This window comes from Luteimonas sp. Soil_C_16, from assembly GCF_057657295.1.
On record NZ_JBDGIS010000007.1, the window covers coordinates 110627 to 136281 of the forward strand.

At 67.7% G+C, this 25655-nt stretch carries 23 protein-coding genes; 10 read left to right on the forward strand and 13 right to left on the reverse strand.

Features of this window, described 5'->3' with window-relative positions:
• Positions 1–215: 215 nt before the first annotated feature.
• From AC3A5T_RS13790 to AC3A5T_RS13815, 6 genes are all read right to left on the reverse strand, one after another.
• Positions 216–1484: a COG3904 family protein gene (locus tag AC3A5T_RS13790; protein ID WP_487629058.1), complete on the reverse strand. Its 1269-nt coding sequence runs from the start codon at positions 1482–1484 to the stop codon at positions 216–218.
• 148 nt (positions 1485–1632) lie between these two features.
• Positions 1633–2631, reverse strand: coding sequence for an alpha/beta fold hydrolase (locus AC3A5T_RS13795; RefSeq protein WP_487629059.1), 999 nt, complete (start codon positions 2629–2631; stop codon positions 1633–1635).
• Between the two features lie 102 nt (positions 2632–2733).
• A complete protein-coding gene (locus AC3A5T_RS13800) occupies positions 2734–3408 on the reverse strand; it encodes an SAM-dependent methyltransferase (RefSeq protein WP_487629060.1) in 675 nt (224 codons plus the stop codon).
• Positions 3405–4763: an APC family permease gene (locus AC3A5T_RS13805; RefSeq protein ID WP_487629061.1), complete on the reverse strand. Its 1359-nt coding sequence runs from the start codon at positions 4761–4763 to the stop codon at positions 3405–3407. The genes AC3A5T_RS13800 and AC3A5T_RS13805 overlap by 4 nt, the downstream gene beginning before the upstream one ends.
• A gap of 162 nt (positions 4764–4925) precedes the next feature.
• Positions 4926–5861: a ribonuclease H-like domain-containing protein gene (locus AC3A5T_RS13810; protein ID WP_487629062.1), complete on the reverse strand. Its 936-nt coding sequence runs from the start codon at positions 5859–5861 to the stop codon at positions 4926–4928.
• Positions 5858–8287 carry a DEAD/DEAH box helicase gene (locus AC3A5T_RS13815; protein ID WP_487629063.1) on the reverse strand — a complete coding sequence of 810 codons (2430 nt, stop codon included), beginning with the start codon at positions 8285–8287 and terminating at the stop codon, positions 5858–5860. Before AC3A5T_RS13815 ends, AC3A5T_RS13810 begins: the two co-directional genes overlap by 4 nt.
• Before the next feature lie 157 nt (positions 8288–8444).
• Here AC3A5T_RS13815 and AC3A5T_RS13820 point away from each other — a divergent pair, with 157 nt between their 5' ends.
• The 4 genes from AC3A5T_RS13820 (at position 8445) to AC3A5T_RS13835 (ending at position 13355) form a co-directional block, all read left to right on the forward strand.
• On the forward strand, positions 8445–8984 hold the full coding sequence (locus AC3A5T_RS13820; RefSeq protein ID WP_487629064.1) for a type 1 glutamine amidotransferase domain-containing protein: 540 nt from the start codon (positions 8445–8447) through the stop codon (positions 8982–8984).
• A 22-nt stretch (positions 8985–9006) separates the two neighbouring features.
• A complete protein-coding gene (locus AC3A5T_RS13825; RefSeq protein ID WP_487629065.1) occupies positions 9007–9399 on the forward strand; it encodes an MAPEG family protein in 393 nt (130 codons plus the stop codon).
• A 195-nt stretch (positions 9400–9594) separates the two neighbouring features.
• Complete coding sequence (locus AC3A5T_RS13830; protein ID WP_487629066.1) at positions 9595–9831, forward strand: hypothetical protein; 237 nt, start codon at positions 9595–9597, stop codon at positions 9829–9831.
• 518 nt (positions 9832–10349) lie between these two features.
• Positions 10350–13355: a TonB-dependent receptor plug domain-containing protein gene (locus AC3A5T_RS13835; protein WP_487629067.1), complete on the forward strand. Its 3006-nt coding sequence runs from the start codon at positions 10350–10352 to the stop codon at positions 13353–13355.
• Between the two features lie 195 nt (positions 13356–13550).
• Here the strand turns inward: AC3A5T_RS13835 and AC3A5T_RS13840 are convergent, their stop codons facing one another.
• On the reverse strand, positions 13551–15119 hold the full coding sequence (locus AC3A5T_RS13840; RefSeq protein ID WP_487629068.1) for an EAL domain-containing protein: 1569 nt from the start codon (positions 15117–15119) through the stop codon (positions 13551–13553).
• 151 nt (positions 15120–15270) lie between these two features.
• On the opposite strand from AC3A5T_RS13840, the gene AC3A5T_RS13845 reads away from it, so the two are divergent.
• Positions 15271–15534: a hypothetical protein gene (locus tag AC3A5T_RS13845; RefSeq protein ID WP_487629069.1), complete on the forward strand. Its 264-nt coding sequence runs from the start codon at positions 15271–15273 to the stop codon at positions 15532–15534.
• A 53-nt stretch (positions 15535–15587) separates the two neighbouring features.
• On the opposite strand, the gene AC3A5T_RS13850 is transcribed toward AC3A5T_RS13845, so the two are convergent.
• Positions 15588–15815, reverse strand: a complete 228-nt coding sequence (locus tag AC3A5T_RS13850) for a hypothetical protein (RefSeq protein WP_232148123.1) — start codon at positions 15813–15815, stop codon at positions 15588–15590.
• 138 nt (positions 15816–15953) lie between these two features.
• On the opposite strand from AC3A5T_RS13850, the gene AC3A5T_RS13855 reads away from it, so the two are divergent.
• Positions 15954–18851 carry a DUF2135 domain-containing protein gene (locus tag AC3A5T_RS13855; protein ID WP_487629070.1) on the forward strand — a complete coding sequence of 966 codons (2898 nt, stop codon included), beginning with the start codon at positions 15954–15956 and terminating at the stop codon, positions 18849–18851.
• A gap of 21 nt (positions 18852–18872) precedes the next feature.
• Here AC3A5T_RS13855 and AC3A5T_RS13860 read toward each other — a convergent pair whose 3' ends face one another.
• On the reverse strand, positions 18873–19652 hold the full coding sequence (locus tag AC3A5T_RS13860; protein WP_487629071.1) for a MauE/DoxX family redox-associated membrane protein: 780 nt from the start codon (positions 19650–19652) through the stop codon (positions 18873–18875).
• A gap of 88 nt (positions 19653–19740) precedes the next feature.
• Between AC3A5T_RS13860 and AC3A5T_RS13865 the strand changes: the two genes are divergently transcribed.
• Both AC3A5T_RS13865 and AC3A5T_RS13870 read left to right on the forward strand, forming a co-directional pair.
• A complete protein-coding gene (locus AC3A5T_RS13865) occupies positions 19741–20130 on the forward strand; it encodes a MerR family transcriptional regulator (protein ID WP_487629145.1) in 390 nt (129 codons plus the stop codon).
• A 140-nt stretch (positions 20131–20270) separates the two neighbouring features.
• The gene (locus AC3A5T_RS13870; RefSeq protein ID WP_487629072.1) at positions 20271–20642 is read left to right on the forward strand and encodes a DUF1428 domain-containing protein; all 372 of its coding nucleotides are present in this window, start codon (positions 20271–20273) and stop codon (positions 20640–20642) included.
• A 251-nt stretch (positions 20643–20893) separates the two neighbouring features.
• Here AC3A5T_RS13870 and AC3A5T_RS13875 read toward each other — a convergent pair whose 3' ends face one another.
• Complete coding sequence (locus AC3A5T_RS13875) at positions 20894–21715, reverse strand: hypothetical protein (RefSeq protein WP_487629073.1); 822 nt, start codon at positions 21713–21715, stop codon at positions 20894–20896.
• Between the two features lie 116 nt (positions 21716–21831).
• Complete coding sequence (locus tag AC3A5T_RS13880) at positions 21832–22353, reverse strand: MgtC/SapB family protein (RefSeq protein ID WP_487629074.1); 522 nt, start codon at positions 22351–22353, stop codon at positions 21832–21834.
• A gap of 219 nt (positions 22354–22572) precedes the next feature.
• On the opposite strand from AC3A5T_RS13880, the gene AC3A5T_RS13885 reads away from it, so the two are divergent.
• A complete protein-coding gene (locus tag AC3A5T_RS13885; RefSeq protein WP_487629075.1) occupies positions 22573–23685 on the forward strand; it encodes an alkene reductase in 1113 nt (370 codons plus the stop codon).
• Positions 23686–23752: 67 nt separating this feature from the next.
• Here the strand turns inward: AC3A5T_RS13885 and AC3A5T_RS13890 are convergent, their stop codons facing one another.
• Positions 23753–24139: a hypothetical protein gene (locus AC3A5T_RS13890; RefSeq protein ID WP_487629076.1), complete on the reverse strand. Its 387-nt coding sequence runs from the start codon at positions 24137–24139 to the stop codon at positions 23753–23755.
• 107 nt (positions 24140–24246) lie between these two features.
• Positions 24247–24621 carry a hypothetical protein gene (locus AC3A5T_RS13895; RefSeq protein ID WP_487629077.1) on the reverse strand — a complete coding sequence of 125 codons (375 nt, stop codon included), beginning with the start codon at positions 24619–24621 and terminating at the stop codon, positions 24247–24249.
• A gap of 204 nt (positions 24622–24825) precedes the next feature.
• Between AC3A5T_RS13895 and AC3A5T_RS13900 the strand changes: the two genes are divergently transcribed.
• Positions 24826–25449: a dihydrofolate reductase family protein gene (locus tag AC3A5T_RS13900; protein ID WP_487629078.1), complete on the forward strand. Its 624-nt coding sequence runs from the start codon at positions 24826–24828 to the stop codon at positions 25447–25449.
• Positions 25450–25655 lie beyond the last annotated feature (206 nt).

Sequence of the window (25655 nt, forward strand, 5' to 3'; positions counted from 1 at the left end):
CGAGAATAAACACCGGTTTTCAGAAATAGCTTGGGAGCCCTGCCCTCACCCGACGCGCTGCGCACGTCGACCTCTCCCAAAGGGAGAGGTGCTCGGTTCATGGCGGGCGGTCAGCCCTTGAACTTGCAGGCTTCGAGCAATTCCTGGTGGCCGGATGCCGGTCCTGATGCTTGGCGCCACAGCAACGACTGCTCAGCGCAAAACCCCTGAGCCGATTACGGAACCGGCGCTTCCGCCTCTTCATCCGCCGCCGCATCGCCCTCGTCCGCAGGCTCGCTCGCAGCGCGCGATTCGGCAGAGACGGCCGCGGGTGCAGGCGCCGGTGTCGCACGCGCCGGCGTCGTGGGACGTGCAGCGGGTCGCGGCTCGCCGACCGGCACGCCGAGGATGCGCAAACGACTGGCATTGCCGGCCGCGGCGGTCAGCGCGCCGACCAGATCGAATTCCGACAACGGGCTCTCGGTCGGGCACTGCTCGTCCGGGAAACCGAACTTGCCGCGCAGTTCGAGGCCGCAGTTCGCCATCTGCTCGACATCGCGATCCGGCGCGTTGCAGGTGGTGTCGAACGCGCGTGCATATGCGTCACGGCGGGCGACGAAATCCTGACCGCACTTGCGCATCAGGCGCAGGCGATCGAGATCGTCCTGGGCCGGGTTCACGCCGTCGAGGCCGTAGAGCTTGAGTTCATCCGGGGTGAGGATGCGCAAGCTGCGGTTGGGTACGGCCATCATCAGGTCGGCCACCGCGACCGCGGCGCCGTTGCGCTCGAGGTAGTCGCGCACGCGGCCGTAGACCGCGCGCAGTTCGCGATTGAGCTCGGCGCGGGTGGAGGCCGTGGAGCTCATGCGGATGATGCGGTGGATGCCGACGCGTCCGCCGATCAGGCGGGTGTCGCCGCCGGCGAGCAGGAACACGCAGGAGCTGTGGCAGACCGCGCCCTCGCGCACCCAGATCGTCCAACGCGTCTCGGCGATCACGTCGCCGGCGCGGATGGCCTCTTCGACCATGCCGCCGCTGGAGTCGATGTCGAGCACGCGCTTGTTGATCGACAGTTCGTCGGCCACCACCGCCAGCCGCTTCATCAGACGGGTGAAGTCTTCGGTCACCCGGCCCTTGAAGCGCAGCCGGAACACGCCGCGCTCGGCGCAGTCCGCCATCGCCTCGCGCAGCGCGTCGTGGTCGAATGCGGTCAACGGCGTGCCGTCGCCGGCGTTGGCGTAGTCGAGCTCGCAGCTGATCGAGGCCGTGCCCGCGGGCAGCGTCATCGGCGACCAGTCCACGCCGCCGGTGTCGGGCTCGGCCACCAGCACGGCCGGCACCGCGTCGACATCGACCGGCGCGCTGCTGACCGCGCCCCCTTCTTCCGGGCTCGCGACCTCGACCGTTTCGACCGGCGGCGCGGTGTCCTCCGCACTGCGCTGACAGGCCGCCAGTGCGATGCAGGCGGTCAACAACAGCGGCAGTGGCAGGCGCCGGATCGACATCGGAAGACAGGTCCTGTGGGCGGGCACGCGCGGGGCGCGACGATGCCCGACAGTCTAGGGGGTGCGCCCCGCGCCGGACGAATGCGGAATGAATGTGGGCCGCATCACGGCGACCGCCACGTCCTGCTTCGTCGACCTGCGCGGCGCGTCAGCGCGGCGCCAGCCCGCGCAGCAGCGCAGCGTGGAATTCGTCCGGCGCCTCGACCTGCGGCGAATGGCCGAGCGCGGGAAACTCGACCAGTTGCGCGTCGGGAATCGCTTCGGCGGCCCGACGGCCCAGCGCCGGGTAGTCGCCCAGCCGCGCCGCGACGTCCGCCGGCGCGCGGTTCGCGCCCGGCGCGGTGCGGTCCTTGCCGCCGATCATCAGCAACGTGGGCACGCGCAGCTTCGGAAACTCGTGGACCACCGGCTGGGTGAACACCATCTCCGAGGTCTGGGCCTGGTTCCAGGCGACGATCTCGCGATCGGGCCCGGCGTACATGCCGGCCAGCATGTCGACCCAGCGGTCGTAGCGCGGCGCCCACTGGCCGTCGTAATAGAACTTCAGCTGGTACGCCTTGATGCTGTCGAAGGTGGTCTTGCGCTCGCCCTCGGCCATCGTGTCGATGCTCGCGTACGGCACGCCTTCGGCCTGCCAGTCCTCGAGTCCGATCGGGTTGACCAGCACCAGCTGCTCGACCGCGTCGGGATACTGCAGCGCGTAGCGCGTGGCCAGCATGCCGCCCATCGAATGCCCGATCAGCACGGCGCGCTCGACGCCCAGTGAGTCGAGCAGGCCATGCGTATTCACCGCGAGCTGCGCGAACGAGAACTGGTAGCCGCGCGGCTTGGTCGATCCGCAGAAGCCGATCTGGTCCGGCGCGATCACCCGCCAGCCGGCATCGACCAGCACGGTGATCGTGTCGTCCCAGGTCGGCCCGCAGAAATTCTTGCCGTGCAGCAGCACCGCCGTGCGACCGTTGCCCGCGCCTTCGGGGCGCACGTCCATGTAGGCCATCGACAGCGACTGCCCCTGCGACGCGAGCGCGTACGCCTGCCGCGGATGCGGATAGTCGAAGCCCTGCAGTTCACCGCCATACGGCGACGCGGACACGGAGGCAGCCGAAAGTGCGGCGAGCGACAGGACGAGCGGAGCGATGCGGGTCATGGCGGGGTGTTCTCTTGCGGGGCGACGATGATGCCATCGCGCCGTCGGCGGACGACCGGCGGCGCGCGTGCTCGAAACCTGTTCGACGCGGTGAGACACGTCTCAGCGCTCGGGCACGGTCCACAGATAGATGCGCGTGCCGTCGACCTCCTGGGTCTGCTCGGGTTCCCACTGGTCGGCCATGTCGAATGCATGGCTGACGATGCGCGTGCCGGGCTTGAGTTCGGCCAGCAGCTTGGGCCGCAGCTTCACGTTGAGGCTCTGCAGCAGATACAGCGTGACCACGCTGGCCTCGCTGATGTCTTCCTCGAACAGGTCGGCTTCCTTGAACGTCACCAGATCGGTCACGCCGGCCGTCTGAGCGTTCGCATTCGCTTCGCGCACGCGCACGGGATTGATGTCGATGCCGACGCCGCGCACGCCGAAGCGCTGCGCGGCGGCGATCGGGATGCGGCCGTCACCCGAACCCAGGTCGTAGAGCACATCGCCCGCCTTGACGCCGGCCAGGTTGAGCATCGCGTCGACCACCGGCTCGGGCGTCGGCACGTAGATGACATCCGGTTCGCGCGACGGCGGCGGCGCGCCCTCGGCGTGCGGCGAGTCGGGACCGATCTCGGCGGTCACGGCGTCCGTGGTGTGCATCGCGGGGTCTTCGCCGGTCACCGCGCTGGTCGCAGCACCGTTCGCCGGCTCGTAGGCGTTGACCGCCTTGTCGGCACAGGCCAGCAGGAAGGGCGTGCAGATGGCGAGTGCGATCAGGGTCTTCTTCGACTTCATGGCGGCGTCTCCTCGGGATGCGGGGTCGGTTTGAACAGCAACAGCAGCAGGCCGCCGACCGCGAGGACGACGACGCCGACGAGCGCCCCGCGTCCGGTGTAGGCCAGGCTGGAATACAGCAGGTAGGCGCTGGTCGCGCAGAACAGCAGCGGCAGCACCGGATACAGCGGCACGCGGAACGGACGCGGCAGATCGGGATCGCGCCGGCGCAACACGAACAGCGCAACGCCGACGAGCAGGAAGAACAGCCAGAACACCGGCGCGGTGTATTCCACCGCGACCTCGAAGCCGTCGCGCGCGAACGCGCCGAGACCGACCAGTGCGAGTGCGAGCACGCCCTGGGTCACGATCGCGGCGCGTGGCGTACCGCTGCGCGCATCCCAGCGACCGATGAATCCGAGCGCCGGAAAATCGCGCCCGACCGCATAGACGCTGCGCGCGCCGGTGATCAGCGTCGCGTTCGCCGACGTCAGCGCCGCGGCCACGACGATCACGCTCATCAGCACCGCACCGGTCGGTCCGAACACGCGCCCCATCACCTCTGCGGCAACGGCGTTGTGCTCGGCCATGCCGCCGAGGCCCAGCACTTTCAGGTAGGCGAGATTCACCAGCACGTACAGCGACGCGACGGCGATCAGACTCAGGATCAGCACGCGCGGCATCCACTTCTTCGCGTCGCGCACTTCGGAGGTCACGTAGACGGCTTCGTTCCAGCCGCCATAGGTCAGCAGCACGAACACCAGAATCAGACCGATCGCGCTGTCGCCGCCGCTGCCGGGAACCGGCGCGATGTCGGTCGGCGCGAACATCAGACCGGCCACGACGATGACCAGCACGCCGATGATCTCGGCGATCGTCAGCCAGGTCTGCACCGCCGCGCCCTGGCGCGTGCCGATCCAGTTGACGAGGGTCAGCAGCACGACCGCCGCACCGGCATAGAGCGCTGACGACCACGGCCCGAGATCGAACAGCTGGCCCATGTAATCGCCGACGATGAAGCACAGCAGCGCGATCGAGCCGGTCTGGATCACCGACACGCGCGCCCAGGCGAACAGGAATGCGAGACGTGGTCCGTAGGCACGGCGCAGATAGGTGTAGTCGCCGCCGGCCTGCGGATAGGTGGTCGCGAGTTCGGCGTAGCAGAGCGCACCGACGATCGACAGGAGGCCGCCGACGACCCAGGCCGCGAGCATCACGAATTCGCTGCCGGAGGCACCGGCAATCAACGACGGGGTCCGGAAAATGCCGGCACCGACGACGATTCCGATGGTGATCGCGAACGCATCGCGCGCACGGAGTGTGGCGCGCGGTGGCACAGGGTCGGCCGTCACTGGCCGGCGTTCGCGTAGTTCCATGAGGCTCCAGAGTGGCGCGGACTGCTCGCCGGTGGATGGCGATTCGGGACTGCTGGGCCGCCCGATTCAAACATCGTCGCGATTCAGATCACGTGAACGCGATGCGACGCGATGGAGCGTGGGCGTGCGACGGTATCGCTTCGCCGGCACGTGCCATCCGGCTCAGTCGAAGTCGGTATCTGCCATTGCAGGGTCCACATCGTCGCGCACGACCACCGTATCGACGACGGCCTCGTCGCGCATTGCCTCCAGCACGCCGAACAGGCTGCGCAGGTCCTGCGCGTTGTGCAGGCCCACACGCCGCAGCTTGTCCGCGCTGCCGCCGCGCAGGTAATCCAGCCACGCGGCAGGCGCTTCGCTGCCGGGCAGATCGTCCTCGCGCAATACGCCGAGCAGTTCGCGCTCGACCGTCGCCAGCTTGCAGTTCGCCCAGACGCCGCGATAGCGACGCCGCACCGGATGCAGCAGATCGACATGACGCAGTTCGATCAGCGGATCGCGCAGCCGCGCTAGGCGATAGCGCGTGGTCAGCAGCGGCCGGTCGTAGCTGCGGCCGTTGTAGCTGACGAGCACAGTCGACGGCCGCAGCCATTTCGAAAACGTCTTCAGCATCTCGCGCTCGCCGCCGAGCGTGGTGATGCACAGCTGGCGGATGCGCATGCGTCCATCGATGAAATCGGCGGCGCCGATCATGAAGGCACGCGTGCCGGTACCGCCGGCGAGTCCGGTGGTCTCGGTGTCGAAGGCCAGCAGATCCGAACGTTGCGCCGGCTCGTGGCGGATGTCGTAGAGCGCGAGTTCGGCATCGTGGTGTGGCCACGGCGCGGTCTGTTCGAGATAGCGCAGGCCGGGCGCGATCTCCTCGCCGGGCAGCGCGCGATCGATCGGTCCGGTCGGGCGCGCGACCGGCGTCGGCACGCGCAGCTTCATCAGCTTGCGCAGCTGCGCGACGACCTGTTCCGGCGAGCGCGCGCCGTCGGCGCGCGGCCACTGCGCGCGCGGCGCGGTGGTCGGCATCGGTGGCGTCGGGGTCACCGACGGCAAGGCGGTGCCGGCTTGACTGCGCAACAGGCCGAGGCGTTTGGCGAGTGCACTCATGCCGGCAGCTGTAGCGCTTGGACGAGCAGTTCGATCACGCGCGCCGCCAGATGGCGCGGCGTGCGTTCGGCATCTTCTTCCGAGGCGAGGATCGGCCCGACACAGGCCGGGCAGCCTGCGCGGCAGCTGCAGGACGCGACCAGCGCCGCCGCCTGCGCCAGCAGTTCGTCGCGCCGCTCGTACAACGGCGACGACAGCCCCACACCGCCCGGGTAGTTGTCGTAGAGATACAGCGTCGGCGTGAACCGGCCGATGCCTTCGAAGTCCAGCGCTGCGCCATCGCCATCGCGTAACTGGCCGCGACCGCGCTGGTCGGCGGTCGCGAACCAGGTGCCATCGCCGCTGCCCACCGCCTTCTGCAGATCGCGGCTCTCGGCCATCACCGCGACCTGCGCGACCAGATGCAGCGCATACGACGCACCGAGGAAGCCATCGAGCGCTTCGTGGCGTGCATCGAATGCGCGATCCAGTGCCTGCTGCGGCAGCTGCCACCACACCGCACTCGTATGCAGTTCCTGGTCGGGCAGGTTGACCGGTCCGTAGCCGATGTTCTCGTGGGTGTGGAAGCGGATCTTCTTGTAGCCCGACACGCGGCGCACCACGTGCACCTCGCCGAGGTGCGCACTGCCCTGCCCCGCGTCGGCCTGCTCCTCATCGTCCAGAACTTTCAGCTTCGTGTAGTCGATCGCGTCGGTGTAGTAGTCCACGTTCGTCCGCGTGACGTAGGCCTTGCGGCCTTCCCAGTCGAGGCGTTCGACCTGGAAGGGCTCCGACTGGATCATGTGGATCGCGCCTTCGTACAGCGTGAGCGCCGCGGCCGAGTAGTCGACCTCGGCGATGATCGTCTGCCGGCCATCGGTGCGGTCGACGACGACGAAGTTGCCGTCGGCGACCGAGCGCAGGTTCACCGCCTGCGCCGGATAGCTGTCGGCGATCCACTCCCAGCGATCACCCTCGTGGTGCAGCACGCCGGATTCGGCCAGCACCTCGAGCCACGGCAAGGGCGCGACCGGTCCGAACATGTCGCCATCGACGAACGGCAGTTCGAACGCGGCGCAGCGGATGTGGTCGAGCAGGATCAGCGGCTGGTCAGGCTCGATGCGCGCGTGCTCGGGATTGGCGTCGGCGAAGAACTCCGGATGCCGCACCACGTACTGGTCCATCGGTTCGGAACTCGCGACCAGCACGCCGACCGACGGCTGCTGCCGGCGCCCGGCGCGGCCGAAACGCTGCCACGTCGCCGAAATGCTGCCCGGATAGCCGTTGAGCACCACGACATCGAGACTGCCGATGTCGACGCCGAGCTCCAGCGCCGAGGTGCTGACGATGCCGTCGATATTGCCCGCGCGCATTTCGCGCTCGGCTGCGCGGCGCTCGGTCGGCAGATAGCCGCCCCGGTAGGCGCGGATGCGCTTGGGCTTGCGCGGGTCATGGTCGAAGACTTCCTTGAGGTACTTGGTCAGCACCTCGACCATCAACCGCGTCTGGCAGAACACCAGCGTCTTGAGCCCGGCGCGGATCGCCGTGCGCGCGATGCGGTTGGATTGCGAACGCGCGGATGCGCGTAGACCGAGATCGGGATTGATCACCGGCGGATTCCACAGCAGCACATGTTTGTCGCCGCGCGGTGCACCGGATTCGAGGATCGATTCCAGCGCCGCATCGTCCACCTCCACCAGCGCGCGGCCGTGCTCGCGCGCATTGCCGATCGTCGCCGAGCACAGGATGAACTGCGGGGTCACGCCGTAGAACGCACAGACACGCTTGAGCCGGCGGATGACATTGGCGACGTGCGAGCCGAACACGCCGCGATAGGTATGGATCTCGTCGATCACCACATAGCGCAGATTCTCGAAGAACTGCGCCCACTTGGTGTGATGCGGCAGGATCGCCTGGTGCAGCATGTCGGGATTGCTGACCACGATGTCGCCGTTGATGCGGATCGCCTGGCGTGCGTCGCCGGGTGTGTCGCCGTCGAAGGTCGCTGCGCGCAGGCCGAGTTCGCCGGCCGCGTTGAGCTCCAGAAGTTCCGCCACCTGGTCCTGCGCCAGCGCCTTGGTCGGGAACAGGTACAGCGCCTTGCTGCGCGCGGTGATCGCCGCCGACAGCACCGGCAGCGTGTAGCACAGCGATTTGCCCGAGGCGGTCGGCGTCGCGACCACGAGATGGCGGCCCGCCTGGGTCGCCTTCCAGGCTTCCGCCTGATGGCGATACAGCCTGTCGATGCCGCGGCTGCGCAACGCGCGCGCCAGGGCTTCGGGCACATCGTCGGGCAAGGGCGCGTAGTCGCCGGCCTGTCCCGGCAGCAGCAGCGTGCCGGTCACGCGACCGGGATACTTCGCCGCCAGCTTCGTGGCCAGCGCGCTGCCGGAGACGGCATCGCCCGTGGTCGCCAGTGCCTGGACAGGTTTGAGGATCGCGTTCACTGCCTGCTCCGGCGCGTTCGATGACGGGGCGCAAGCGTGGCCGCCGCGCGTCTCACCCGGCGAGACTGCAGGCGCATACGCGGCAAACGGCTGCTTCACGGCCGGGGGACTTCGCGTCGCCCAGCATCGGTTGCTCCACTCCCCCGGAGATATCCCGATGCAGAATCTCGACGGCAAGAAGATCGCCATCCTCGCCACCGACGGTTTCGAACAGTCCGAGCTCGAAAAGCCGCTTCAGGCGCTCAAGGACGCCGGCGCGCATGTCGACGTCGTCTCGCCCGGCGACGCCGGCTCGATCAAGGGCTGGGACAAGAAGGACTGGGGCCGCGGCGTCGATGTCGACGTCGCGCTGTCCAAAGCCGACCCCGGCAGCTACGACGCCCTGGTGCTGCCCGGCGGCCAGATGAACCCCGACGTGCTGCGTGCCGACAAGGATGCGGTGGCTTTCGTGCGCGCGTTCGGCGATGCCGGCAAGCCGGTCGCGGCGATCTGTCACGGCCCGTGGCTGCTGGTCGAAAGCGGCCTGGCGAAGGGCCGCAAGGTCACCTCGTGGCCATCGGTGAAGACCGACCTCGTCAACGCCGGCGCACACTGGGAAGATTCGGAAGTCGTCGTCGACGGCAACCTCATCACCAGCCGCAAGCCGGACGACATTCCGGCGTTCAACGAGGCGATCGCCAAGGCGGTCGCCGGCTGACACCACGCAAGGAGACCGGACGATGACGATCGAACTGCAGATGCTCGGCTGGGCGATCGTCCTCGGCCTCGTCCACATCGGCGTGGCCGCCGCGTTCGCGACGGCACAGCGCGGCGTGCGCTGGAACGCCAGCAATCGGGATGGCGCGGACATCCCGCCGTTGACCGGCGCCGCGGTGCGTACTGCGGCCGCCAGTCGCAACTTCCTCGAAACATTTCCGCTGTTCGCCGCCGCAGTGCTGGCGGTCGTCTTCGCAGGCCGCGCCGATGCCGGCACCGCACTCGGCGCACAGGTCTATGTCTGGGCGCGCGTTGCCTATCTGCCGGTGTATGCCATCGGCATCCCGTACCTGCGCAGCGCGATCTGGGTGGTCTCTCTGTGGGGCACCATCCAGATCATCAAGCCATTGTTCTGAGTTGCAATGCAGCAACGCGGTTGCATGACTGCGCGCTTCCGCGCAGTCGCAATCCCTCGCAGATTTCGCGCGTCCGCGACACGCCGCAGCCGTCGCTGAACGTACGTGCGTTGTCATCGAAATCGAATGTCGGGTTCACGGAAACGAGACGAAGCGGACCGTAGCCTGCGCGCTCCCAACCGGCAGTACCTCCGCATGAAGCACGACTCGGACCGCACCCTCGTGATCTCGCTCGGCCGCAACGGCCGTGCGTCCTATCCCGAACGTCCGTGGGAAGACATCGAGCCCGTGCTGCGCCGCATGTGGGAATTCGACGGCCGCCTCCGCGCCTGGCACGACGTGCGCGCCGAAGTCCAGGCCGCCTGGCGCGCCAGCGACGATCTGGTGGCCCCGCGCGCACGCCGCGCGCTCGAGCGCAATCGCGCTGCCTGAGTCAGTGCGCGGGCGCTGGATACGCTCGTATCGTCGTCTAATGCGTGATCTCTTTCGGCCCGCGTGACCGGCCGCAGTGTCGAGGAGCCGATATGCAAGGCTCCTGGCTCCGTTCTGCGTAAGCGCAGCGAACCTCGTCCGTTGGCCCAAACCACTCTGCGCGGTTTTTCACACATGCCGGCAGCGGGCTTGACTGGCGTCGCCCCCGTGAGAATTGCCCCCGATCGCGGGCGACTATGGCGCGCTGCGGTGTAGGAATTCTCCTTGCAGCAAGCGCCCGACCTCCGTTCAGCTGCAAGCGCGCTCGTTCGTGTAACAGGCCATCTCCTTTCAAATCAATACTTTGCAATTGCTGGCGACTCGCTTACCGGCTGCGCGTCAAAAAATTTTCGTAACGCTAGTTTTATTATTTTTTAACGGCGTATAGGATCCGAAAGCGCCGTCCGCTCGATGGGCTCATCGGTCGGACAGAGCGCTCTGGGGATTTTTCAAACGGATCTATTGGGGAGAGTAGAGAGATGGCTTTTAAGACGACCAAGTTGCGTGATGCGATTTCGTTCGCACTCGTAGTCGGCAGTGGACTCGTGAGCGTCGCGCACGCTCAGGGCGTGCCTGCCACCAGCAACACCACCGAGGGAGCCACGAACCTTGACCGCATCCAGGTCACCGGTTCGCGCATTCGCCAGGTCGACACCGAGACCGCACAGCCGGTGCTCCTGATCGATCGCGCGGCGATCGAGCGTCAGGGCTTCCAGTCGGTTGCCGATATTCTTCAGAACATCTCCGCTGCAGGCGCACCGCCGATCAGCCGCGCGTCGCCACTGTCGGCCGGTGAAGCTGCAGGTGGCACCTACATCAGCCTCCGCAACCTCGGCGCCGAGCGCACCCTGGTGCTGGTCAACGGCCGTCGCATGCCGATCACCACGGGCGGTCTTGCCGACATCTCGGCGATTCCAGCAGTCGCGGTCGAGCGCATCGAGGTGCTGAAGGATGGCGCATCCTCGATCTACGGCTCCGACGCGATCGGCGGCGTCGTCAACATCATTACCCGCACGAACTACGAGGGCGCATCTGCGTCCGCGTACTACGGCCAGTACGGTGAAGGCGACGGCGCGATCACCAAGGGTGACTTCGTGATGGGCTTCTCGGGCGACCGGGGTTCGGTCACCATCGCGGCCGAGTGGGGCAAGGAAGACGAGGTCGCGGCAAGCGATCGTCCCTACAGCGCGTTCCCGCGCTCGGATCTGCATCCGACGGACGCTTGGACGACCGTTGGCCAGTTCGGTGGCTTCGTCACGACTGCAGGGACCACCGTGCCGGACCCCAGCCGCCCTGGAGTCAATCTTCCTGTCGGCACCCGGGTCGTCTTGCGTGAAGGCGGCAATCCACGCGTCAGGGCGGATTACATCCCGCAGAATCAGAATGTCGGCGGCTGCACTGCAGCAGGATGCACGCCGGGTTCCACCCTGCACAAGTCGAACACGAACGAACAGACCGACCTGCGCACGCCGATCGAGCGTCGCGGCCTCTTCGTCGACACCAACTACGATCTGACCGACACCATCCGCCTCCGCAGCAACTTCCTGTACAGCTATCGTGATTCGCAGCGTACGGTTGCCGGCTATCCGATGCAGGCGGCGTCGTTCGGGACCCCGATGTCCGCGCAGAGCTATTTCAACCCCACCGGTGCGACGATCAGCAACTGGTGGCGTCGTACCTGGGAAGTGCCACGCGTCAGCCGCGCCGAGCAGACCACCTATCGTTTCTCGACGGCGCTCGAAGGCAGCTTCGAGGTCGGCGATCGTTTCTTCGACTGGGACGCAGGCTATCAGTTCTCGAAGAGCAACTCCCTGCAGTCCTCCTACGGCAATCTGAACCTGACGCGCACCCGTCTGGCCGTTGGCCCGTCCTACGTCAATGCACAAGGCCAGGTGGTCTGCGGAACCCCGGCCGCCGGCACCACGGCGGCAACGGTGATCGCGGGCTGCGTGCCGTTCAATCCTTTCCTGCCATTCGGGGTCGAAGGTCCGGGCGGTCTGACCAACAACAAGGCACTTCGGGATTACCTCTTCCAGGAAGAACACGCGACCGGCGAGACCAAGACCGAGGTGTTCAACGCGAACATCGCCGGGTCGGTGTTCACGTTGCCAGCTGGTGACCTCGGCTTCGCAGTGGGCGTCGAGTCGCGCAAGGAGAGCGGTACGTTCATCCCCGACGCACTTGCGGTGACCGGCGAATCCACCAACCTCGCGTCGGGCCCGACCGGTGGCAGCTATCGCGTCAACGAGGTCTACGCAGAAGTCGAGGTGCCGGTGCTGGCGGACATTCCGTTCGCGCAGGAGCTGACGGTGAGCCTGGCCAGTCGTTACTCCGACTACGATACCTTCGGCGATACCACCAACAACAAGCTTGGCATCAAGTGGAAGCCGATCGATTCGCTGTTGCTCCGCGGCACCATCGCCGATGGATTCCGCGCACCCACCATCGCCAATCTCTTCGGCGGCGGCTCGCAGACTTTCGCATCGTTTACCGATCCCTGCGACACCAACTTCGGCAGCTCTGCGAGCAATCCGACCACACGCGCGAACTGCGTGGCGGCACTGGGCGCGCTCGGTAATACGTATCGCCAGCTCGGACAGGGCTTCAACCCGGTCAATACCGCGAACTCGCAGACTCCCGTCGCCTTCACCCAGGGTGCCAATCCCCTGCTGACACCTGAAGTCTCGACGTCGCAGACCATCGGTGCGGTGTGGAGCCCGTCGTTCGTGGAGGGTCTGAACGTGGCACTCGACTGGTGGAAGATCCGCATCTCCGAGACCATCGTGCAGGACGCGCCGACCACGATCCTCAACGACTGCTACATCAACGGCATCACCAGCCGGTGCTCGCCGCAGCTGTTCACACGTGATGCCGCTCTGGGCTACATCAACTTCATGCAATACGGCAACCGCAACGCTGGTTTCCGCAAGGCTGAAGGTTTCGACTTCGATGTGTCCTACCGTTGGGGCACCGACTACGGCAACTTCGCGTTCACGTCCAACAGCACGTATACCGCCAAGGACTACTTCGTCAGCACCAACGATCCGCGTCTCGCACTGTCCGGCGTCGGCTTCACCAGCCAGTTCCGCATCCGCTCCAACACGGGCGTAAGTTGGGACATGGGTGATTTCGGCGTGACCTGGGGTGCACGCTTCTACTCGTCGATGAAGGAAAACTGCACCTACGTGATTTCCGGTTCGACCGAGCCGAATCTGGAGTGCAATGAGATCGTGATCGCACCCACGGGCAACCTGACCGGCACCACGAGCTCCATCAGCCGTCGCAAGCGGACGGGCTCGGTCACGTTCAACGATGTGCAGATCCGCTATAATGCACCGTGGGATGCAACGATCTCGATCGGCGCGAACAACGTGTTCGATAAGGTAGGCCCGGTCATGTACACGCAGCCGAGCTCGAACACGTCGTACTACGGCGGCTTCGACATCGGTCGTTTCCTTTACATGCGCTACACCCAGCGTTTCTGATCCTGGAACCGCACATGCGTTACAAACACGGCCCCGAAAGGGGCCGTGTTTTTTGTATCCCGTTGAGCTGATGCGGGCACCACGGAAAAGCACCGCAGTCGTGGAGCCACCGGCTTTGGCAGCTTGGTAATCGGGGTCTCATGACCTTTGTTGCAAGTTCGGTGCGAGCGCGATGCGCGCGTCCGTGCATGTGGCTCAGCGCGTCTGCGCTTCCAGCAATGCACGCAGCTCCGCCGCCGGCACCGGCCGGCCGAACAGCCAGCCCTGTGCGTACAGCGGGTAATCGACCGCGCGCAGCCAGTCGCGCTGTGCTTCGGTTTCGACACCTTCGATGACGACCTGCAGGCCGAGCGTGCGGGCGAGGTCGATGATCTGCGGGACCAGGCTGACCTTCACCGCATCGGTATCGATGGTGCGGGTGAACGAGCGGTCGATCTTCAGTGCGTGCACGTCGAGTTCGGCCAGATACGCGAGGCTGGAATAGCCGGTGCCAAAGTCGTCGATGTAGACGTGGTGACCAAGTTCGCGCAGTCGCTTCGTGCCCGACACGGCGATGTCGCGGGCGGTGGTGGAGTGTTCGGTGAGTTCGATGCCGATGCGGTCGTGTGCGATGCCGGCGGTGTCGAGTATCTGCGCCATGCCGGCGTGGAAGCGGCTGTTGTCGAGATCCGCGGCCGAGATGTTGACGTTGATGCGGAATTCGCCCGGCGCGGCCAGTACGTCGCCGAAGTCGGCGGCCACGCGGCGCAGCACGAGCTGGGTGATGCGGCCGATGCTGCCGTTCTCCTCGGCGACCGGGATGAAGCGCACCGGCGAGACTATGCGGCCGTCGTGGTCGCGCCAGCGCACCAGCGCTTCGGCGCCGACCAGGGCGCCATCGGAGATCCGCACGACCGGCTGGTATTCGACGTCGAGTGCGTCCTGATCGATCGCGCGCAGCAGGCGGCCTTCGAGCGAATGCCGGCGCAGATGCGCCAGCAGCAGCGCCAGTCCGACCGCTGCACCCGCGCCCGCACCGAGCACCGTGCACACCAGCAGCAGCGGCCACTGGCTGTCGGACAGCGCAGCCCTCGACAGCGTGCTGGCGACACAGACCGCGTGCTCGCGCGCGCACATCGGATAGACGAGCACGCCGTCGCGATCGAGCGGCCGCCCGGCGCGCAGCGTGCTCGCGTCGAATTGCGTGGCGGCGCCGTACAGCGGCAGGAAGCGATCACCGTCGTCGACGTAGCCCATCGTGAAACCGATGTCCGGCGCGGGTCGAAGCCGGAACGCCAGCGGATCGAGGATCACCCGGGTGTCGCCCAGCGCCAGCACCGGCGCGCGACTGCCACTGGCGAGCAGCTGCAGTTCCATCGTCGCGACCTGCAGACCGTCGCGGGTCACCAGTTGCGGCCGTTCGACGGCAATCGGCACGGGCAGGCGGAACAGACTCGCCGTGCAGCGCAGCTGCCCGTTCTCGACGCGGCCGATGTCCTTGACGAAGTAGGTGCGATACACCGCTTCGCGCATCTGCTCGAATTCGCGATCCGTGCAGCGCGCCTGCGGCTGGCGGTTGAAGGTGTCGAGTGTCTGGCGCGACTCGTCGTGGAGTTCCCGTGCGCGCTCCAGCAGCATCGTCGCGTAGCCGCCGAGGCGCTGCTCGGCGATGTGGATCACGACCTGCCACGACACGTACGCCGCCAGCAGCGCACCGGCGAGCGCGAATCCCGCGATCGTCGCCGTGCGGAGAATCCGCTGTCCCTTCGCCTGCGCGTCGTCCACCTCGCCTCCCCGACATCGGCCGCGTCCGGCAGCCGTCCGCAGCACTATAGCTGCGCGTCGGGAGCACCGGCCATCGCGCGGGGTTTACATCCGCTTGCCGGCGGCATGACATTCGCGCGCGCAGGCTGCAGCTCCACCCGAGGAGACTCACATGAGCACGTCCAACCCCACGCGTCCGGCTGCCCCATTGGACGAAAAGACACTGCGCGATCACGACGATCTGCCGGAGACCGACGATCCGCCGCTGCGCGATCCGCGCTCGCAGTCCGCGATCGACAACATCGGACTCGATGACCAGGCCGATCTGCTGGATGCGGAACTCGACGATCAGCTGGGCGATCGCGATGCAACGGGCCGCTCGTTCGCGGACGATGTCCGCAGCGATACCGGCGTGGAAAACGGCGAGCCGAAGTAAGGCCCGCCGGGTTCACATGCAGACATGGGCCGGCACTGCCGGCCCGTCCTGTCTCAGCGGCGATACACCGCGGCGTTGATGCAGGCGAAGATGCTGACCACGAACCAGCCGAACGGCAACAACGACACCGTGAGCAGCCAGGTGATCACGAACGCGATGCACGCCGCGGCGAACCAGAGGATGGCCGACAGGATGCGGCCCTGTACCAGTTGGCCGAGTCCGGGGACGAAGAAACTGCAGATCGCGGCGATGACGTTGCCAGCCGAACCCTGTGCGCTCATGGAGATGCTCCGGTGATTCTCGAAGGCCGCGATCGTCGCCCATCAATCTGAATGGGCACGTGAAGGCCGGTGCGCGTCAGCCGCAACCCCGTTCGCGATCGACGTGCGTTGACGACAGTACTGCCCAAGGATGTCGCCATGTCCCGTCTCCGCTTCGGCCTCCGTGCCCTGCTCTGCCTGACCGTACTGCTGCCGACGATGACCACGGCGCAGCGTGTGCCCGACCTCATCGCACCGCCGTTGCTGGTCGCCGATGCCGGCGAATCGCCGGTGCGGCTCGAATCCGCGTCGATGCGCGTGGACACCGGCGCCGGTGTCGCGCGCACGACGATCGACCTCACGCTCCGCAATCCCACCGGCCGTGTGCTCGAAAGCAATCTGCAGTTCCCGCTCGCGCCAGGCCAGCAGATCGTCGGCTTCGCGCTGGACATCGACGGCACGATGCGCGACGCGGTGCCGGTCCCGAAGGATCGCGGCCGCGAGGTCTTCGAGACCATCGTCCGCGAGGGTGTCGATCCGGGCTTGCTCGAACAGACCGCGGGTGACGCGTTCCGGCTGCGCGTCTATCCGTTCGCCCCCGGCAGCACCCGCCAGGTGCGGCTGGTGCTGCTGGCACCGCTGCAGCGCGACGGGCGTGTGGACGCAGTGACGCTGCCGCTCGCTTTCGCGCGCCAGATCGACCACATCGAGCTGACGCTGGCGACGTCCGGTCGACCGGCACTGTCCGGCCTCGTCGACGCAGCCACACTGACGCGGGCCGGCGCGGAATATCGCGCCACGCTGCGCGCAGCGGACATCCCGGACGCCGGGAGCGCGACGCTGCGGGTGCCCTACGAACGCCGACCTGCTGTGCAGCTGCAGCGTCGCGACGGCGCGACGTGGTTCGTGGCCGAGGTGCCGGTGGACGCGCCCGATGCACCGCGCGCCCTGCCGCGTCGCGTCGCGCTGCTGTGGGACAGTTCGATGTCGGGCCGCACGCGTGCGCACGCACTGGAGTTCGCGCTGCTGGATGCGTACTTCCGCGCGGCCGGCGACATCGAGGTCGAGCTGTTGCGCCTGCGCGATGTCGCGGACACGCCGCAGCGGTTCCAGGTGCGCGAAGGCGACTGGCGGGCGCTGCGCCGGGAACTGGAGTCGACGGTGTACGACGGCGCCACCGCAGCTGGCGGCTGGACCCCTGCAGCGGACACGCCCGAATTCCTGCTGTTCGGCGACGGCCTGTTCAACCACGGGGCCGATGCGTTCCCCGCGTTCGCCGAAGGCCAGCGTCTGTACACCGTGCAATCCGCCAACGGCGACGCCGCACGGCTGGCGGCGCTGGCACAGGCGCGCCATGGGCGCGCGATCGATCTGCGCGATGCCGGCGCACTGCCCGCGGCGACGCGCGCACTGCTGCACGACGCACCGGCTCTCGTCGCCATCGACGGCATCGGCGCGCGTGATCTCGTCGCCGAATCGAACGTGGCGATGCCCGGCGTCGTGCGCATCGCGGGGCGCCTCGATGCATCGCGCGCCGACCTGACCCTGGCGGTGCGCAACGGCGGCCGCACGCAGCGCATCCCGCTGTCGATCGATGCCGCGCGCACGCCCCAGGGCGAACTCGCGGCATTGCAGTGGGCGCGTTTCCAGCTCGCAGCATTGCAGGCAGAACCCGAGCGCAACCGCCAGCGCATCGCCGCACTCGGGCAGCGCTTCGGACTGGTGACCCCGGGCACGTCTCTGCTGGTGCTCGAACGCATCGAGGATTACGTGCGCTTCGACATCGCGGCGCCGGCGGCCATCGCCGAAGCGGTGGCCCCTGCACGCCTGCAGACCGCGGCCGCGCAGGCGCGCGACCGGCAGACACGACGCGATGCCGTCGCGCGCGGCTGGGCCGATCGGATCGCGTGGTGGGAACGCGTCTTTCCGAAGGATGCGCCGCCGCAGATCGCCGCAGCGCAGGAGGTGCAGGCGTCCAGCCGCGTGCTGCCGATGCCACCGCCACCGCCTGCACCCGCCCCTGCCGCCGCGCCGATGATGATGATGGCCGAAGCCGCCGCGGCGCCGATGGCGATGCGATCCGCGCCGGCGCCGCTCGTACTCGGTGCGCGTGCGCCGGCGGATGCGTCCGTCGCTGCGTCGCCGTCGACCGCGACGATCCGCCTCAACCCCTGGCAGTCCGACGCGCCGCTTGCCCGCCGTCTGCGCGAGGCGCCCGATGGCGAGGTCTACGCGCGCTATCTCGATGCACGCGACGCCGAGGTCCAGGGCACCGCGTTCTATCTGGATGCGGCGGACGTGCTGCAGCGTCGCGGCGAGACCGCCCTCGCCCTGCGCGTGCTGTCGAACCTCGCGGAACTGGATCTCGACAACCCGAATGTGCTGCGCGTGCTGGGCTACCGCCTGCGCGAGCTAAAGCGCGACGACCTCGCCGTGCCGGTGCTCGAACGCGTGCTGGCGATGCGGCCGGAAGAACCGCAGAGCCTGCGCGATCTCGCATTCGCGCAGGCGGCAACCGGAAACCGCCAGCGCGCGATCGATCTGCTGGCCGAGATCGTCGACGGCGACTGGAACGGCCGCTTCGCCGAGATCGAACTGACCGCGCTGGCCGAACTCAACGCGCTGGTCGCAACCGCGCCTGCGCCGCTCGATACCTCGGCCATCGATCCGCGCCTGCTGCGCAACCTGCCGCTGGCCCTGCGCGCGGTGCTGAGCTGGGACAGTGATGACAGCGACATGGATCTGTGGGTCACCGATCCCGACGGCGAGAAGGCCTACTACGGCAATCGGCTGACCCGCCAGGGCGCGCGCATGTCACCGGATTTCACCCGCGGCTACGGCCCCGAGGAATTTGCGCTGCGCGATGCCAAGCCCGGCACATACCGTGTGGAAGCGAACTTCTTCGGCCAGCGCCAGCAACTGGTCACCGGCGCGACCACGCTGCAGCTCTGGCTGAGCACCGGCTTCGGCACCGCGACGCAGGTGGACCAGCGCATCACGCTGCGGTTGTCGGACGCGCGCGAGACGGTGTTCGTCGGCGAGTTCGAAGTGAAGTGATGCGACCCGCCTGCGCGCGGCTCACATCGCCGCGTGCAGGCCCGGCCACAGCAGTGGCGCGAGCAGCATCCAGACCGCCATCGCGACCATCATCAGGTTCTCGGTCAGCGACACGAAGCCCAGCGGCACGTTGCTGCCGCCCCCGACGCAGGCGCACTTGAGCGTGCGCTTCTCGATGTAGACCGCCTTGAACACCGAGACCGCACCGATGCCGCCGATCACCAGCGCCAGCGGCGCGGAGAACCAGGTCAGCGCGCCGGCCACCATCAATACGCCGGCGAGTCCTTCGGCGAAGGGGTACAGCGTCGCGTACGGCACCCAGCGCTTCGCCAGCAGGTCGTAGTTGAGGAACATGCTGGAGAAGGTCTGCACGTCCTGCAGTTTCAGCAGCGCCAGCACGCACATGCTCAAGCCCACGAACCATTCGGCCGCGCGTACCGTCAGCACGCTGCCGTAGACCGCGTAGGACAGCGCGAGCGCCATCAACGCCGTCATCGCGAACAGCGCGGCGACCGGTCGATAGGTCGTCGCCTTCGGATCGCGCACCTTCAGGCCCAGGAAGCGGCGCAGGTCGTCGTGGCCGCCGATGCGCACGCCGTCGATGAAGACCTGCGGCGTGGTCTTGACGTCGTGCGTCGCCTTGAACGCATCGGTGGCCTCGCGCGTTTCCAGCCAGTGGTCTTCGACGTCGTAGCCGTGGCTGCGCAGCAGATGCCGCGCCTTCAGGCCGAACGGACAGACATGGCCGGGCATGACCATGCGATGGAGCACCGCGCGCGGGCGGGAGGTGGACGTCGTCATCGGAAACTCCTCGGGTCGACGCCTTGCCGGCGCCGGATACCGCCCTGTATACCGTGCGTACCAGGGTACGGAGTCAAGCGTGGACGCGATGACGATTTCCGCATTGGCGGATGCAGGCGGTGTCGGCGTCGAGACGGTCCGCTTCTATCAGCGCCGCGGTCTGCTGGACATACCGTCGCGCGGCGCGGGCATCCGCCGCTACGGCGAGACGGACCTGCGCCGGCTGCGATTCATCCGCAGCGCGCAGGCCGCGGGCTTCACCCTCGACGGGATCGCCGAACTGCTGGCGCTCGATGCGACCCGCGATCGCAGCCGGGTGCGCGCTCTGGCCACCGAACGCATCGCCGCCCTCGATGCCCGCATCGCCGAACTGCAGCAGGCCCGCGACGCGCTGGCCGCGCTGGCGCACCGCTGCGGCCGGGGCGGTCGTGGCCCGTGCCCGATCCTCGGCGCGTTCGACCCGCCATCCACGCCCTGAGCGCATCCGGACCCGGCCTTCGCTGAATACGCTGCAGTGAGGATGTCGAAATCCGGGGCGCAACCGCGTCGTCCCGATGAAGCCTGCAGCAGACTGCCGCAGTACACCCGCGCGACCCGCGCATCGACAGGAGTTCCACCATGTCCTACATCGATGGTTTCGTTCTCGCCGTCCCCACCGCCAACAAGCAGAAGTTCATCGACCACGCCACCAGCGGCGATGCGTTCTTCATGGAACTGGGCGCCACGCGCATCCTCGAATGCTGGGCCGACGATGTGCCCGACGGCACGCTCACCGACTTCCGCAAGGCGGTACAGGCCAAGGACGATGAGACCGTGGTGTTCTCGTGGGTCGAGTGGCCCGACAAGGCCACGCGCGATGCCGCGTTCGTCAAGATGATGGACGGCAGCGATCCGCGCATGGATCCCGAGAAGAACCCGATGCCCTTCGATGGCAAGCGGATGATCTATGGCGGGTTCAAGCCGGTGGTGGAGTTGGGCGGGAACGGCTGAGGTTAATGTCGTGCTGTCGTCGCAGCGCTTGAGGACGACGCGGACGTGCATTGCATCACGCGCGTGCCGGCCGGCCAGTTTCCGTGTAGGACGACGCGAAGATCAAGATGGATCCCCGCGTGCGCTGGGATCCATTCGCGCTGTGCAGTCAAAACGCGCAGCGCACCAACGGATCACGAGCACGCGCTTCGCAGAAACAGAAAGGGCGCGCCAACCGGCGCGCCCTTTCGTTTTCCCATCAACCCGCGGACTCAGCCGACGCGGAACCGGTCGGTGTCATCACGGCCGCTGTTGTCACGGAGATAGCTGCCACCGGCGTAATGCTCGTGCGAGACGTACGCGTCCTGCACCGCGGCCTTCGCGCGATCCCAGTCCAGCGGCGAATTGCCACGACGGTTGGTCCAGTCGCTTTCAAGCTCGGCTGCCAGACGATCGTCCCAGGCGCGATCCGCATGACGGGTGCGCGCATAGGCGCCGTAGCGATAGGCCGGCTGGTAGTGGCTGTATTCGGCATCGGCGTCGCGATACGGCGCGCGCTCGAACGCGTCGGCGAAATAGGCATCGCTGCGCTCGTACAGATCGTAGGTGCGGTCGGTGCGATCCCATGCATCGCGGACGGCGGGACGCGCATCCTCCCAGCCCAGACGCGATTCACCGCGGGCCGATTCCCACTCCTTCTGCAGCGTCGCTTCCGACTCGCCCCAGTCACGGGTGCGCTCCGCTTCGCGGGCCTGCAGACCGAGGCCGTAGGCAGGTGCGTAGTCGCGGTCGTAGTCGTGATCGGCCTTGACGTAGTCGCGTTCGCGGTGCGCGTCACGCCAGTACTCGGTTTCGCCGGTCGGATCGATGCGCTCGGCGACGCCCTTGCCGACGGCTGCGCCGGCGACGACACCGATCGCTGCACCGATCAGGGTGCCGACCGGTCCGAACACCGTGCCCGCAGCAGCGCCAGCAGCCGCGCCGCCGGCGGCGCCGCCCACGCCCACACCGATCGGATGCGCACCCGGCGCTTTGGTGATCGGGTCGCGGTTGAGATCGCGGCCGCCGTCCTTGATTTCGTCTTTGTGGCTCATCTGGGGAATCTCCGCTTGCGTTTGGTTCGAAGACCCACCGTGCGGGGCCGCAGATGAAACCGCCGTCGCGAAATCCCGAATGCGCAGGGGAACCGTTCAGTCCGGAGCGCGATGGATCAATCGTCCGGGTGCATGCGGTCCCGCGATTCCGGATTCGGTCGCTGCAGCTTCGGCAGCGCACTGACGACGAGCAACGCCATCACCGTCGTCGCGAGCGCGACCATTTCCTGGCCCATGCCCGCGGCCATGCCGATCGCTGCGGTCATCCACACGCCGGCCGCGGTGGTCAGGCCCTCGATGCGTTCGCCCTTGTCGAGCTTGAGGATCGCGCCGGCACCGAGGAACCCGATGCCGGACACGATGCCCTGCATCACGCGCGTCACGTCGCCGCCTTCGATGCCGCTCAGCAGCGGCGCGAGCACGAACAGCGCCGAGCCGATCGACACCAGGATGTGGGTCTTGAGTCCCGCCGCGCGGCCCTTGTGCTCGCGCTCCCAGCCCACCATGCCGCCGAGGATCGCCGCGACGAGCACGCGCACGACGATCGTCGTCGAGGTGTCCACGTCGGGCAGCGCCAGCTCGCGTGCGACCGCGGCGCCGATCTGGTCGAGCACGCTCACCGCCGCGTCGCCGTGCATGCGTTGGGTGGATGACGAAGGTTCGCGTGCGGCATCGGGGGTGGACTCGGCGTCAGGTGAATGGACGCTAACGTCTGTCCGGTTGGCCTGCGGTGATGACGGTTCGATGACGGCCGCGTGCACCATCGCAACGGAGCATCCCGCCGCGCGTGCCCGCGCCGCGCTTGAAAAACGCGGCCCGGCCCAGCAGTTCGGGCGTTCACTGCCAGGAACCGCCCGATGCCCACTCTGTTCGATCCCCTGACCGCCGGCGCGCTGTCGCTCGCCAACCGCGTCGTGATGGCGCCGCTGACCCGCAACCGTTCGCCGAACGCGATTCCGCCACCGCGCACCGCGCTCTACTACGCGCAGCGCGCGACCGCGGGCCTGCTGGTCACCGAAGCCACCGCGATCACCCATCAGGGACAGGGCTACGCCGATGTGCCGGGGCTGTACGCGCCCGAGCAGCTCGCGGGTTGGCGCCGCGTCACCGATGCCGTGCATGCCGAAGGCGGCCGGATCGTCGTGCAGTTGTGGCATGTGGGTCGCATCTCGCACACCTCGTTGCAGCCCGATGGCCAGGCGCCGGTCGCGCCGTCGGCGATCGCGGCCAAGAGCAAGACCTTCATCCACGACGCCGACGGCAACGGCGCCTTCGTCGACACGTCCACGCCGCGTGCACTGGCGCTCGACGAGCTGCCCGGCATCGTCGAGGACTACCGCCGCGCCGCGCGCGCCGCGATCGACGCCGGTTTCGACGGTGTCGAAGTCCACGCGGCCAACGGCTATCTGATCGACCAGTTCCTGCGTAGCGGCAGCAATGCGCGCACGGATGCCTACGGCGGCAGCATCGAGAATCGCGCACGGTTCCTGGGCGAAGTCATGTGCGCCGTGGTCGAGGAGATCGGCGGCGACCGCACCGGCATCAGGATCTCGCCGGTCACGCCGGCGAACGATGCGCACGATCCGGATCCGCAGCCGCTGTTCGCGCATGTGGTCGAGGTGCTGGCGCCGCTGGATCTGGCCTTCGTGCACGTCATCGAAGGTGCGACCGGCGGCAAGCGCGATTACACGCAGGGCGATGCGCCCTTCGACTACGCCGCGTTGAAGGCGACGTATGCCAAGGCCGGTGGCACCGGTGCGTGGATCGTCAACAACGATTACGACAAGGCCGATGCGGAAGCCGCAGTAGCGTCCGGTCACGCCGATGCGGTGGCTTTCGGACGGCCCTTCATCGCAAACCCGGATCTGGTGCGACGTCTGCGCGAGGATGCGCCGCTCAACACGCCGGATCAGGCGACGTTCTACGGCGGCGGCGACGCCGGTTACACGGACTATCCGACGCTCGACTGAGCGTCGCATGCGCGCCGCCGGTCATCGGCGGCGCGCTTCTTTTCGGAGATGTGCTGTCAGCAACCGCTCACGGACGCGGGGGCGGCGTGGTCTGGAACTCCTGACCGGTCACCGGATCACGTGCACGACCGGGTGCGACTTCCTGCGCGCCGGGCACGATCCGGCCCTGCGCATCGCGCATCTGCGTCGGCATCGCACGTGGCGCGATCGGCTGGTTGACCGTAGGTGCCGGCTGCGGACGCATCTGCGGCGCCGGACCGGTGGACGGGATCGTGCCCGGCGGCTGACCGCGCTGCGACGGCGTCGCCGGCACGGCAGGCGTCACCGGTGCGGCTGCGGGCTGCATGGCCGGACGTGCCGGCGTCGTGGGCTGCTGGAGTTGCTGGGCGAACACGGGCGCCGATGCGAGCGCGAGCAGCATCGGCACACCAACTTTGAAGATGGGACGGGTCATGACGCCTCCGGGGCGCGGGTGAGCCTCGACCCTATGCTCCGGCTTATGCAGGCCCCATGAAGTTGCCGCGGTCATCGCCCGGCATCACGCCGGGCAATGCGCGCCGTTCAGTCGACGCAGATCGTCGACGCCACGCCATCACGCAGACGCTGCTGGCAACCGAAGGCGTTGGTGTCGACGCTGCAGCTGCCGCCGACCCGGGTACCGTCGGCGCTGCCTTCAGGCGCGAGGCACTGGCCTTCGCACTGCTCCGAATCGGTACACGCCTTGCCGGCGTCGGTGGTCTGGCGCAGGCACTGCTTGACCGGCGCGCGGCCGAGCTGGGTCCACTGCCCACCCACACGCTGGCAGTCGGCTTCGTTGGTGACGGTTGCCTTGTCCGGGCCGCCGACCGGCGTGACCGCAGCGGTGCTGCGTTCGGCGGGCGCGCTGCACGCGGTTAGCAGGGCGACGAGTGCGACGGAAGCGAGGCGCTTGATCATGACGGGAGGTCCGCTGGAGGAGTGGCGGCGAGTCTAGCCACGCCGATGTGAACCCGTGCGCACGCCTGCATCAGCGCGTACGACCCCACGTGGCTGCGTCATGCGTTGCGGGATCGCACGCATCGGATGTCGATTTTGCACACCTGCATGCGTCGTCATGACGAGACCGCCACCCGGCGGCCACCACGCAACCGGAGACACACCATGCGCAAGCTCATCGTTGCCGCCTTCGTCAGCCTCGACGGCGTCCTGCAAGGCCCCGGCGGCCCGCAGGAAGACACCAGCGGCGGATTCGCCCACGGCGGCTGGACCGTGCACTTCGCCGATCCGGTCTTCGGCGCGTCCATCGACGCGCTGTTCGCACGGCCCTTCGACCTGCTGCTCGGCCGCCGCACCTACGACATCTTCGCCGCGCACTGGCCGCGCGTGCCGGCCGACAACGGCGATGCCGGTCTCGCCACGCTGTTCAACGGCGTGACCAAGCACGTCGCCACGCATCGACCGGACTCGTTGGACTGGCAGAACAGCCGCGCGCTCGGCGACGACGTCATCGGCGCACTGCGCACGCTGAAAGCGCAGGACGGCTCCGACCTGCTGACCCAGGGCAGCGGTGCGCTCGTGCAGCAACTGCTGGCGACTGATCTCGTCGACACTCTGCAGCTGATGACGTTCCCGGTGCTGCTCGGCGCAGGCAAGCGGCTGTTCGGCGACGACGCGCAGGCGGTGACCTTCTCGCTCGAGAGCTCCGTCGTCTCGCCGACCGGCATCGTCGTGTCGCGCTACCAGCGTGCCGGCGAGGTCGAGACCGGATCGTTCGGGCTCGACTGAGCGCGTTGCGGCGACGGCACTGTGCGTGCGACGCCTGCAGTGCACGCACGGGCCCGCAGGCCGGCGTCATTCGTTGTTCGCCGCACCCCGGTGTCGGCACGCACGTACGGGCATCGACAGCGGCGGCCTCATGCCTGCCAGACGGATGTCGACGGAAACGCGCGCGGCTGACGACAGAACACCCACGGACTGCCAACGGGCAGCCG